Source organism: Chryseobacterium oleae (assembly GCF_900115055.1).
In the GTDB taxonomy this organism is placed as follows: Bacteria; Bacteroidota; Bacteroidia; order Flavobacteriales; family Weeksellaceae; genus Chryseobacterium; species Chryseobacterium oleae.
Window position 1 is genome coordinate 242,216 of record NZ_FOVD01000007.1, and the last position, 12,897, is coordinate 255,112.

Here is a 12,897-nt window from a genome sequence, read left to right on the forward strand (position 1 = left end):
ATAACTTCAATAAAAATACGATTTTCCAATGATTTCGGTTCTATTTTTGATGAGGATATTTTTCATTATTATCATTTAATAAAAAGTAAAGTTTATGAAGAAATTGTTTTTTGTGTTGATGATCGCTTTTTTCGGAACAGCAGCCAACGCTCAGGCTTATACAGGAAAAGGTGACCAGAAAATTCAGCTGGGACTGAGTGCATGGGGTTATGGAACGGGAGTTACGGGAACTTATGACTATGGGCTTAACAAGCTTATATCGGTAGGTGCCGGTCTTAATGCGTATTTTGGCGACTATAAAGATAATGACAAAGACAACCGTGTTTTTGTATTCGGAAGACTGAATTTCCACCTTCAGGAAGCGCTTGATTTGCCGTCCAAATGGGACATCTATCCCGGTGTAGACGTAGGAGTGCTGGGTAGAGATTTTGGAATCGGAGCGCACATTGGAGCCCGTTACTTTTTCACAGAGAAAGTGGGTGTTTTTGCAGAAGTAGGCAACAACGGCAGTATCGGTGTTTCTTTCAATCTGTAATATCCGCTAAATATATGACAAAGCTTCTCATTTAGAGGGGCTTTTTTATTTGGCATAGTTTTGATAATTGTTACCTTTGCAAATTAAAATCTAAAATTTATTAATGGAATTAGCAATCAAGATTTTCCAGTTCATACTAAGTATTTCTATTTTAGTGGTTCTTCATGAGCTTGGACACTTTTTACCGGCAAAATGGTTTAAGACCAGAGCTGAGAAATTCTTCCTGTTTTTCGATCCATGGATTTCGATCTTTTCAATGAAGAAGATCAACGGAAAATGGCAGTATAAATTTCTTTCCAAAAACCTTCCGGATACAGAAACTATCGTGGTAGACGGAAAAGAGAAAGAAGTTCCTATCGATATATCAAAACTTCCTGACAACGACTGGAGAAAACATCCGGAACAGACGAAATACGGAATCGGATGGCTTCCTTTCGGTGGTTACGTAAAAATCGCCGGAATGATTGACGAAAGTATGGACACCGAGCAGATGAAAAAACCTGCAGAACCATGGGAATTCAGATCAAAACCGGCCTGGCAGAGACTGATCATTATGCTTGGAGGAGTTACGGTTAACTTTTTTCTGGCGTGGATTATTTTCGGATGTCTTTCGTATTTCAACGGGGAAACATCTTTTGATACGACAAGAGTGGAGGCACCGATGCATTATACCAGTATTGCAAAAGCAATGGGCTTTGAGGATGGTGATAAAATCTTAAAAGTAGACGGAAAAGTTCAGAACAACCTGGATAAGCTGTCTTTAGATATTTTATTAAGTGACCAGGTAACGGTTTTAAGAAAAGGTCAGGATGTTACTTTTAACACAAATGACGACGGAAAAGCACTGGCTTTCAAAGATGAAAACCCAAGAGCATTCCTTACACCAAGATATGCACCAATAATTGACACCATCGTGAATCCTAAAACGGCTGAGGCAGGTTTAAAAATAGGAGATCAGGTGGCTTCGGTAAACGGTCAGAAAATCAGTTATTATGACGAGCTGCAGGGTGTTGTTGTAAAAAATGCCGGAAAGACTATCAATATGGAGGTAATAAGAGCTGACGCAGTGCAGCCTTTAAGCCTTGAGGTTTCTAAGGAAGGTACTTTAGGGATTGCTTCTTATAAGCAACTTCAAAAATATGCCAATACACAGCATTTCACTTTCGTGCAGTCTATCGGAAGAGGATTTACGAGAAGTATTGAAAGCTTAACGTATCAGGTGAAGCAGTTTAAACTGGTATTCAACAAAAAAGTTCAGGGATATAAGAAAGTGGGAGGTCCGCTAGCGATCATCAAGAATATGCCGGTTGAGAAGTCGAAAGACGGATCGGTATCAGTGAACTGGAGTATGTTCTGGAGTTTTACAGCGATGTTCTCTGTATGGTTGGCATTCCTTAACCTGATTCCTATCCCGGGTCTTGACGGTGGTCACGTATTATTTACGCTATGGGAAGTGATTACGGGGAAACCTGTTCCTCAGAAAGTCCTGGAAAACGCACAAATGATCGGGGTTATCTTCCTGTTAGGATTGATGTTACTGATCTTCGGAAGCGACATTTTCAAAGCAGTGACCGGCAGTTTATAATTTTTTTGAAATTTTTTCTAAAAAATATTTGTAAGGTATAAATATTCGTCCTATATTTGCACCACTTAAAACAAAGGACATTCCTCCTTAGCTCAGTTGGTTAGAGCATCTGACTGTTAATCAGAGGGTCGCTGGTTCGAGCCCAGCAGGAGGAGCCAAAAAGACTTACAGAAATGTAGGTCTTTTTTTTTGCTTTAAACTTTTCAGATTTGATAAATCAATTATATCTTAGCATTAAATTAATAGTACAATAGGGTATAAATATCAAATTGCTTCATGAAAAAACTTTATATTTCATTATTAACAGCGTTTTCTATCATTCAGATTTCAGCGCAGGAAAAATCTTACTTTTTATCAAGTCCTTCACTTAGCCCTGACGGAAAAACTGCTTATTTCGCTTATGACGGAGACATTTGGAAAGCAGATTCTAATGGAGGAAACGCATCCAGAATTACAGCTTTGGAAGGAGAAGAAATTAACCCTCGTATCTCTCCCGACGGAAAATGGCTGGCGTTCAGCTCCAATCAGTATGGTAATTATGATGTTTATATAATGCCTGTAGAAGGCGGCACCATCAAACAACTCACCTTCCATACCGGAAAGGATGAAATAGAAAACTGGGGATGGGACAGCAAAACGCTTTATTTTACTTCAAACAGAAATAATAATTTTGGAAGTTTTAAAACGACCATTGAGGGAAAAACTCCACAAAAACTTTTTAACAATTACTTTAATAACACCAGTGGACTCGCCGAAACTCCTTCGGGAGAATATCTTTTCACAAGCTCTTCGGAAGCCGCCAATCAGACGCACCGTAAGCGTTATAAAGGCGAAAACAACCCTGATATTTTAGGATACAATCCACAGAGCAGCGCTTTCAAACAATACACGAATTACGAAGGAAAAGATTTCAATCCAACTGTCGATAAAAATGGCGTCATTTATTTTATCTCTGATGAGAATAATAACGAATACAACCTTTATCAAATTGAAAACGGCAAAAAGACACCGCTGACTCAATTTGACACCTCTATCAAAAAACCTTTTGTTTCCGCAAACGGATCCAAAGTCATCTTTGAAAAGGACTATCAACTCTATATTTATGATGTTCCGACAAAAAGCACAAAGGCCCTGAACGTCAGCCTGAACACCAATAAAACACTGGAAAAAGAACAAAATTTCAGCGTGGAAAACAATATTTCCTATTATAATGTTTCACCGGACGGTAAAAAGATGGCTTTTGTAAGCCGCGGCGTCTTGTTTGTATCTGATATTGAAGGAAAATTCACCCAGCAAATTTCCAATGGAAAGGAACGTGTCATGGAAGTAAAATGGCTGAAAGACAATCGCACCTTACTTTTTAGCCAAACCGACAAGGGTTATCAGAACTGGTTCAGTATTACCGCAGACGGAAAGGGCCAACCTAAACAATTGACCCAAGATTTACGCAACAATCGCAGTATTACCCTTAATCATGATCTTACAAAGGCGGTTTATCTAAGCGGCCGTGATGAAGTAAGAATAATGGATCTGAAAAACTTCAAGTCTACCACGATTGTAAAAGATGAAATCTGGGCTTTCCAAAATTCAAGACCTTCTTTTTCTCCTAACAGCGAATATGTATTATTCTCCGCAAAAAGGAATTTCGAGCTGGATATTTTCATTTACAACATCAAAAAGAACCAAACCATAAACCTTACCAATACAGGCGTTTCAGAGGAAGATCCGTTCTGGTCTCCTAATGGTAAATACATTTATTTCAGCAGCGACAGAACCAATCCGTCCTATCCTTTAGGCATGCAAAAATCCAATATTTACCGCATGGCTCTGGACTGGTTTGATGAACCTTATAAATCTGAAAAATTCGACAAACTTTTTGTTGAAGAGAAAAAAGATAAAGAATCCCCCAAAACAACAAAGGACACCAAAGAGAAAAAAGACGAAGACAAAGACAAGAAGAAAGACAAAGAACCCGTTATAAAGGAGCTCAAAGTAAATCCGGAAAACACACTGGAAAGGATAGAATTGGTGACCGACAGATACGGATATCAGGACGATCCTATAGTTTTTGCTGATGACAAGAAAGAGATTTTATTGTTTAATTCTAATCAGGATAATGGGAAAAAGCAGCTGTTCAAAAAGGTTTTTACTGATTTTGAGCCTGCAAAATCTGAAAAAGTCTTCGATAAAGAGGCTTCCAATATTACCAGAATTGAAAAAAATCTTTTCGCCTTAATAGAAGGGAATATTTACAAAATGACCCTGGACGCATTAAAGCCGGAAAAAATTAATATTCAATATACTTTTGATAAGGATCTGGCTTCCGAATTCACTCAGATGTATGATGAAGCCTGGACAGGTGTTGAAGAAAATTTTTATGATGAAAACTTTCACGGCATCAACTGGAAAGCAAAAAAGGAACAGTACGCCAAATATCTACCATATGTAAACAACCGAAACGATCTGCGAATTCTATTAAATGATCTTTTGGGTGAACTTAATTCTTCACACACCGGTTTTTCTTCATCCGGAAAAGAGGAAACCAGATATCTGAACTATTTTACAAACGAAGCCGGAATTGTATTTAAAACAGATCAGCCTTATACCGTAGAAAGCATTGTGCGAAAATCCCCGGCATTCCGCACGGATGTTGATATTAAGCCCGGAGATCAGCTTATTGCCGTGAACGGAAAAAATGTTGATGCCAGCGAAAACCGCGAATCCTATTTTACAAGTCCGAAAAAGCAGGATGAGCTGATTCTTACTTTCAGCCGTAACGGGAAAAATATAACAACAAAAGTACACCCGATTGCCAATCCAGATCTAAAAGGACTGCTTTATGATGACTGGATATTCAACAACCGCCAACGCGTGAATAAGCTTAGTGATAATCGTATTGCTTATTCTTACATGAAAAACATGTCCACCGACGAACTGGACCGTTTCCTGCTGGATATGGTAGAACAGGAAAACAGGAAAGACGCCGTCATCCTTGATCTACGATACAACACCGGCGGAAATGTTCATGATAAAGTACTGAATTTCCTGGCTCAGAAGCCTTATTTGCAGTGGAAATACCGTGAAGGAAAAATGACGACTCAACCCAACTTTGCTCCTTCCGGGAAACCTATCGTTCTTCTGATTAATGAAGCCTCACTAAGTGATGCTGAATTGACTGCAGCCGGCTTTAAAGCACTGAAACTGGGGAAAATCATCGGCCAGGACACCTATCGATGGATCATCTTCACTTCTGGAAAAAGTCTGGTGGATGGCTCTTATTACAGACTGCCTTCGTGGGGAACCTACACCCTTGATGGGCAGAATCTTGAAAAAACAGGGGTAAAACCGGATATTTACATTAAAAACACCTTCATAGACCGCCAAAAAGACAATGATCCTCAACTGGAACGGGCTGTTCAGGAAATACTGAAAGACTTAAAGAAATAGAAAGCCAGGAATCAGGTTGTGGATTGCACAGACCGTAAATGGGATTCTATAAAAAAATAGAGGCTGTCTTTTGAACAGCCTCTATTTTTTTGCATATATTTTGCATGATAAAAAATCATTTAATCAAATAAACATCATGCCTTATCTGTCCAGGATATATTTAAAAGACGAACATCCTAAAGATTATCCTTTTAATCTTCCTTTTCTGAGCAACGGTTTAGATCTGAAACTTAAAAGCAATGTCACTTTTTTCGTTGGAGAAAACGGGATTGGTAAATCTACCCTTTTGGAGGCTATTGCAGAGAAGTGTGATTTTAATGCAGCGGGAGGCAGCCGGAATCATCGTTATGATTTCCACAAAACCGAATCCGGACTGTCCGATTATCTTACTCTTTCCTGGAAAACCAAGACCGCTCAGGGATTTTTCATGAGAGCCGAGAGTTTTTTCAACTTCGCCACCTATATTGATGAAGTCGCTAAGGAAGATGCAAGAGTTCTGGACGCATACGGAGGTAAATCCCTGCACCAACAGTCCCATGGCGAGGCATTCCTGTCATTATTCCACAATCACTTCCAGAATGGGCTTTATATTCTCGATGAGCCTGAGTCTGCCCTTTCACCCCAAAGACAGCTTTCATTATTATCCATCATTCACAAACTGGAGAAAGCCGGAAAAGCTCAGTTTATTATTTCAACCCATTCACCGATTCTGATGTGTTATCCCGGCGCTGAAATTTATTTATTGGACGATAAAATTCAACAGACAAATTATAAAGAAACCGAACACTATCAGCTAACAAAGAATTTTTTAGAATCTCCGGAGCACTATTTCCGGCATTTATTTGAAGATTATTAGAGTTAAATAAAAAGAGACTGAAATATTTCTATCTGAAATTCAACATTTTTGGTTAAAATTGACGGTAAATTGGGGATAAAATTTGCCTGATATTAATATTCCTTTTATATTTGCAGCACCTTAAACAGAGGAAAATTCCTCCTTAGCTCAGTTGGTTAGAGCATCTGACTGTTAATCAGAGGGTCGCTGGTTCGAGCCCAGCAGGAGGAGCCAAAAGACTTACAGAAATGTAGGTCTTTTTTTGTGCCCTGAATTCAAATAACCTGTCATTATTAAGGATCAATTTCAAAACTTAGGGAGCAGTTTTTTTTAAACATTAAGAAATTAAGATCTTAAACGATGGGCGCTTAAAGAACTTAAAAAAAATCAATTTATTGATTTCTTCATTCATAACAATAAGCATACTGCTTAAATCCTTAATGTTTAAATTAAGAAATAAACTAAAGTTTATTGAGGTTAAAGAAATTAAGGTCAATTTTAAACAGATTGTAATTATTTTACTTCCCAAGTTTTGAGATTAATCTATCATTAACGAGTCTCAAAAATTGAAACGTAAACGAAAATTTACTGCTCTCGCTGATTATACGAAAGCATAAATCTGCATCATCTGATTAATCTGCTTGAGATATTTAATCCTCCCACTGTTTTCATGAGAATCAATAAAATTAATTTCTTCATAGCTTCCTTTATAAACCTGCTGTAAAAACATCCCCATTTTTCTACTTTTCCACAAAACAGTAAAAACGTTAGTTATTTCTTCTTATTTACAACAACTACGAAATCCACAATCCAAGACCCATATTTGTGGAAAAACATTCTTTAACAAAATAATCAGCTGAAAATAAAACAATTACCATTGTTAATAACCTGTGGAAAAACTATTAAGAAGATATGAGTACATTATGAAGAACACTTTAAAAACTTGTGGACAAACTGTGAATAGTGTGTCAGAAACCTGTGAAAAGCCCATTGATAAATGAAATTATAGTGTGAAGAAATTGTGGAAAACGATGGGATTAGCGGAAATCAACCCCCGACAATTAATCCCATTTTCACCTTTTTTGTATCAGCTTTAATCGTGTTTATTTTTATTATGAAATACATTCCTATTAAGTAATTAAAGATCACAATCTTTTACTGTTATTTTCGTTACATTTGTAGTTTTGTGATTTTTCATAGAAAACGTTAAAAAATATGATCTTTTTTAAATAAACAGCACGCTTTTTGTTTGTGCTAATTGCCTGAAGAACCAAATGATGTTAAATAACAACTCTAAATATTATAACCTTTTTTTTCTGCTTTTTATATCCACTCTTACGTATGCCCAAAACACAGCAAACGGCAGAATTACAGATGCGAAAACGAACAAAGAAATCACGGGTGTAGATATATTTATCAATGACCATACTGAACCTCTCCTGAAGACCACTTTGGGAAGTTTTACAGTTCAGTCCGACAGTCTTATTACTAAACTAAAATTTTCGAAAAAGAACTATTCATCAGAAACAGTTACCGTTACACCGGAAAATGCTCAGAATATTTTTGTGAAGCTTTCACAGGAAAAAGTAAGTAGCATTGATGAAATTGTAATCCATAACGAAAAACCTAAGTATAAAAACAAGAAGGAAAACCCTGCTTACGCTATTATGCAGGAGGTATGGAAAAGAAAAAGGAATAATGGTTTAGAAAAATTCGATACGTATACTTACAAAGAATACGAAAAAATTCAGTTTGACGCCAATAATCTGGACAGCGCTTTCATGAGCAAAAAGATTTTCAATAAACTGGATTTCATCTTTGAGTATGCAGATTCTACAGCCAGCGGAAAAATAGGACTCCCCATTTTCCTGAATGAGTCGATCTATGAAAATTTCGGAGAAAACAAACCGGGAAAAAAGACAAAAAGATTACTGGTTGCTCAGAAAACCTCAGGATTCCAGGACAATCAGGTGATCACGATTACTGCCAAAAACCTTTACAGGGATATTAACATTTACGACAATACCTTAAATTATTTTGATATCGGTTTTCCGAGTCCTGTAGGCTCAAACGGTTTCAGTACTTACGATTATAATTTAACGGACACCATCTCCATCCACGGGGAAAATGCTTATAAGATCAGGTACCAGCCTAAAAGAAAAGAAGTTCTGGCCTTCCAGGGCTATCTTTATATAGACACAGACAGTTATGCGGTTTTAGGCGCTACTTTAAAATCTACACAGAAAATCAATGTCAACTTTATCAACAGTATTTCCACAGAGCTGGAATATGATAATCCGGACGAAAATACATTCCTTCCGAAAAAGTTCATTACAGAGATAGAGCTTACTCCTTTCGCCAAAAAGAGAACTTCGAAAAGCATTATTGCAAAACGGTCGGTGGATTATTCACAATATGAATTCAACAAACCTATTGACGACAAAACCTTTAACCGAAAAGCAGAAGAATACGACGCAAAATTCGTGGATAAAGATGATGCCTACTGGGTAAAAGCAAGACCAGATTCATTATCCAAAGCTGAACAGGGAGTCTATGAGATGCTTGACAGACTACAGCAGACTCCAAAATTCAACCGTATTGTAAAACTTTACGAAACGCTCGCATCAGGGTATTACAACGCTTTTAAAGGCATCGACATCGGCCCTATCTTTTCAATTTACGGTAAAAACGAAGTAGAAGGCGATAGAATAAGATTGGGTGCAAGAACTTATTTTGGACAAAATGACCCTTGGAGAGTTCAGTTTTATACTGCTTACGGATTCAAGGATGAAAAGGTAAAATATGGAGCTGAAGCGCGCTACATGTTTAACAGAGTCAATAGATTCATGATCGGAGCAGGAACCAAAAGAGATATTGAGCAGCTTGGGGTACAACTTACGACTGATGACGGAATTATGGCACGTACTTTTGCTTCCTCTACCCTTTTTGCAAGAGGGGAAAATGCATCTTTAAGCTCTATCAATAAAACCAATATTTTTGCGTCCATTGAACCATGGAAAAACTTTCAGATTAGAGTAGACGGAACTTTACAGAGCATCAAATCTGCCAATCCGGAGAAATTCAGCCTGATGTATTTCCGTGATGGTGATTTACGTAAAACACTTAATGACTCTCACGTTACCCTTAGTTTAATCGCAAGACCCGGCGCCAAATTCTCCCAAACCGGAGTAGACCGATACGAGCACGGAACCTTAGCACCAACTATCATCCTGAAGTACACACGAGGAATTGAAGGCCTTTTCAATGGTGACTTTAATTATAACAGGCTTCAGTTCATGTTTTATAAACCTGTACTGATCGGAAGCTGGGGCAAAACCCTTGTAAGCTTTGAGGCTGGAAAAACCTTTGACACTGTTCCTTTAGCTTTACAAAACGTAATTCCCGGAAACCAATCTTACAGCTTAGCCCAGAACACTTTTGCACAGCTTAATTATTATGAATTTGTAGCCGACACATATACAACGCTTCACCTTGAGCACCATTTCAACGGAAAGATACTTTCATACATTCCATTGATCAAAAAACTGAAGCTGAGAGAAATTGCCTTTATCAGAAGTGCTTACGGAACCTTAAGCGATGCTTCCAAAGCGATCAACGTAGATGGATTTAAATACTCTGCGCCAAGCGAACAGATCTATTTTGAGTACGGATTCGGAATTGAAAACATCGGAATCGGAAACCTTAGGATATTCAGGGTGGACTTTAACTGGAGAGGAAATTATCTTGACAGACCGGACATCTCCACATTTGGAGTAAAAGCCGGATTCCAGGTAGGATTTTAAAATATAAAAAAGGCTGCTTCACTTGTGAGGCAGCCTTTTTTGAGTATAATTTTATTCTTATCAAAAAAAAAGACCCCCGACATCACTGCCAGGGACCCTCTTTCAATAACTTTATTTATGTTAACATGGACATGGATCCGCATCCATAATCATATTCTTACATATGCGCCTTTGTTGCGCCGTCCAGCTGCACCATTGCACACAAGTAGTTGCAGGAGGTGGACACGCTAGAGCTAAAGCCGCTCCCTCAATGGTCTTCAATTGTTTTTTAGTTAGTTTTCTTAGATTTTTCATAGTAATTAGTTTTAATCTGCCTGCCTGACTTATAAGTTTCAGGCAATTGCAAATGATTTGTTATTTGATCGTTAACAAATATATAAATATTTCACAATAAATGGAATATTAACGAAAATATTTTTATTCTCGAAACATATAGACATAAAAAAACCTCAGCAAATGCCGAGGTTTAGTTTTTTATAAAACGCTTAAATAATTATGCGTTTGCTTCTACAGATACGAAAGATCTGTTGTTTGCTTTCTTTCTGAAAACTACTTTACCGTCTACTAGTGCAAACAAAGTATGGTCTTTACCCATTCCCACGTTTTCACCTGGGTGGTGCTGAGTACCTCTCTGTCTGATAATAATATTTCCGGCAATAGCTTCTTGTCCACCGAAAATCTTCACACCTAATCTCTTAGAGTGAGACTCTCTACCGTTCTTGGAACTACCGACTCCTTTCTTGTGTGCCATTTTATTACTGGATTATTTGTTAAGTGCTTTAAATGTATCAATATTCTTAACGATAGCAGCATCTACTTCTTCGTGAGTAAGAATAGTTTTTTCTAATTCAACTTTAACTGCTTTACCTAAAGTAATTAAAGTTTCTCTGTTTTCTTTAGACTGAGACAAGTTGTTTTTCTTCAAGTGATAGTTCAGCTCGTGATCTTCACTAAAGTTAACAGTTGCGTTGTCTGAAAGAACTTCAGCTTTCACAGTTTCTTTTTTAGCAGCTTTCTTAGAACCTCCTTCAAAACCAGTGATACCAGTGATTTTAATTTGAGTTAAAGATTGTCTGTGACCGTTCTTAACTTGGTAACCTTTTCTTCTTTTCTTCTTGAAAACGATTACTTTATCAGCTTTTACGTGGTCTAGGATCTCTGCATCTACAGTGATTCCGCTTACAGCTGGGGCGCCAACAGTGATTGAACCGTTTACAGTAAGAAGAATTTTATCAAAAGAAACTTTGTCTCCTTTTTCTCCTTTTAAACGGTTTACAAACAACTTCTGGTCTTGCTCAACTTTATATTGAAGCCCTGCTATTTCTACAATTGCAAACATTGTTTATAAATTTTTAGTTATTTCGAGGTGCAAATATATGAATAAATTTCTAAATAGCTTGCAATCAGATCTGTATTTTTTAATAAAAACAATTTACTGTCTTTGGATAAATTTCCTCCACTAAAATATTCACTGGCACACAGACCCTTAAAACGGGCTTACTTCCTACAAACAGTTCATAACCATCCGTTACTTCAATACATAAACAAAAATTAACTAATAAATTTCTACACAAAACATCAATTAGGTTTATTTTTTTTATCAAAAGCATGGCAAAAATATAAATTCACTATGGTTTGAATAATTTTTCACATCAAAGTGCTGATAATTAAAAGATAATTTTATACCTTCGTTATCACCAAAAATATTTTATATGAAAAGAAACTTCAAATTCTGCCTGTTGGCGGGAGCCATTGCCGCTTTCTCATTGTCAGCGTGCCGTGATGACAAAATGGAGGAATCTGTTCTTCCTGAATCTCAATCTGCAAGCGCCAAGCTTGAACAACCGGGAGACCTTGAAAAGAGTTGCTCCTACGTAGACCAATACTGGAGCTCATCTGCAGTTCTTAAAACTACCCTTTCCAATTCTACAGACACCAACTTTATGAATGCTCAAATGACTAAGATTGCAAGTCTTTGGGGAAGAAGCAACCCAACGCTTCGTTTTGTAGATGATCCATCTAATTTCAATTCCACTTACAATGCAATCTCGTATTCTACAGGAAAAATTTATTATGGTTACGCAATTTACGCGGATGCCAAAAACAAAGGCGGAGACATTGTCAATGCCATGATCCTTGCTCATGAATACGGCCACCAGCTACAATATATCTTTAATCTTCCAACAGTAAATGAATCCACAGCAAGACCAAATGAACTGGAAGCAGACGGTTTCGCAGGATATTACCTAAGAAGACCCAATGGCTACAACAAAACGAATTTCGCAGAAATTGCTGCTGCCTATGAATTCGCACAGAGCATCGGAGATTATCAGACTACGAGCGCCAATCACCACGGAACTCCTCCACAAAGAAGATCTGCGGTACGTTTAGGCTTCCTTTTGGGACAGTATGATCTTAACGCAGCTAATTTCGATTATAACTTCTTCTATTATTATCAAGGTGTATTAAACGGCACGTATAAAATGGGCAAGAACTCTGCAAATCCAGAGATCGATGCTTATATGAGCCAATACATGGATGAACTTAGAAAAATCCAGACGGGAGAAATTTCCGCGGAAGAATTTAAACAACTTAAATAATAAACATTCATTTTTAGCATATTTAACAAAGAGAGGCAGGCAGCGATGTCCTGTCTCTTTTCTTTTTTATGAATAAATCTCCTAAAGTTTAT

At 37.4% G+C, this 12,897-nt stretch carries 10 protein-coding genes and 2 tRNA genes; 8 read left to right on the forward strand and 4 right to left on the reverse strand.

Features of this window, described 5'->3' with window-relative positions; all coding sequences use genetic code 11:
• Positions 1–94 precede the first annotated feature (94 nt).
• The 6 genes from BM143_RS19715 (at position 95) to BM143_RS19740 (ending at position 6,636) form a co-directional block, all read left to right on the forward strand.
• Positions 95–535, forward strand: coding sequence for a DUF6646 family protein (locus BM143_RS19715; protein WP_090026624.1), 441 nt, complete (start codon positions 95–97; stop codon positions 533–535).
• A 103-nt stretch (positions 536–638) separates the two neighbouring features.
• Positions 639–2,120 (forward strand): RIP metalloprotease RseP, encoded by a 1,482-nt coding sequence (rseP, locus tag BM143_RS19720; protein WP_090026626.1) that lies wholly within the window; start codon positions 639–641, stop codon positions 2,118–2,120.
• Between the two features lie 81 nt (positions 2,121–2,201).
• Positions 2,202–2,278 (forward strand) — tRNA-Asn (locus BM143_RS19725).
• A gap of 118 nt (positions 2,279–2,396) precedes the next feature.
• The gene (locus BM143_RS19730) at positions 2,397–5,567 is read left to right on the forward strand and encodes a S41 family peptidase (protein ID WP_090026628.1); all 3,171 of its coding nucleotides are present in this window, start codon (positions 2,397–2,399) and stop codon (positions 5,565–5,567) included.
• Positions 5,568–5,703: 136 nt separating this feature from the next.
• Entirely contained in the window at positions 5,704–6,423 is a 720-nt protein-coding gene (locus BM143_RS19735) for an AAA family ATPase (protein WP_090026630.1), read from the forward strand.
• 136 nt (positions 6,424–6,559) lie between these two features.
• Positions 6,560–6,636 (forward strand) — tRNA-Asn (locus tag BM143_RS19740).
• Between the two features lie 367 nt (positions 6,637–7,003).
• Here the strand turns inward: BM143_RS19740 and BM143_RS24250 are convergent.
• Complete coding sequence (locus BM143_RS24250; protein WP_262484255.1) at positions 7,004–7,138, reverse strand: hypothetical protein; 135 nt, start codon at positions 7,136–7,138, stop codon at positions 7,004–7,006.
• A 538-nt stretch (positions 7,139–7,676) separates the two neighbouring features.
• Between BM143_RS24250 and BM143_RS19745 the strand changes: the two genes are divergently transcribed.
• Positions 7,677–10,205, forward strand: a complete 2,529-nt coding sequence (locus BM143_RS19745) for a DUF5686 family protein (protein WP_228430897.1) — start codon at positions 7,677–7,679, stop codon at positions 10,203–10,205.
• A gap of 120 nt (positions 10,206–10,325) precedes the next feature.
• Here the strand turns inward: BM143_RS19745 and BM143_RS24355 are convergent, their stop codons facing one another.
• The 3 genes from BM143_RS24355 to rplU all read right to left on the reverse strand — a co-directional run bounded on the left by BM143_RS24355 (position 10,326) and on the right by rplU (position 11,544).
• Positions 10,326–10,499, reverse strand: coding sequence for a bacteriocin-like protein (locus tag BM143_RS24355; RefSeq protein ID WP_449384779.1), 174 nt, complete (start codon positions 10,497–10,499; stop codon positions 10,326–10,328).
• A gap of 199 nt (positions 10,500–10,698) precedes the next feature.
• Positions 10,699–10,956 carry a 50S ribosomal protein L27 gene (rpmA, locus tag BM143_RS19750; RefSeq protein WP_034726841.1) on the reverse strand — a complete coding sequence of 86 codons (258 nt, stop codon included), beginning with the start codon at positions 10,954–10,956 and terminating at the stop codon, positions 10,699–10,701.
• A gap of 12 nt (positions 10,957–10,968) precedes the next feature.
• Complete coding sequence (rplU, locus tag BM143_RS19755; protein ID WP_072925762.1) at positions 10,969–11,544, reverse strand: 50S ribosomal protein L21; 576 nt, start codon at positions 11,542–11,544, stop codon at positions 10,969–10,971.
• Positions 11,545–11,917: 373 nt separating this feature from the next.
• Here rplU and BM143_RS19760 point away from each other — a divergent pair, with 373 nt between their 5' ends.
• Entirely contained in the window at positions 11,918–12,805 is an 888-nt protein-coding gene (locus BM143_RS19760) for a neutral zinc metallopeptidase (RefSeq protein ID WP_090026634.1), read from the forward strand.
• Positions 12,806–12,897 lie beyond the last annotated feature (92 nt).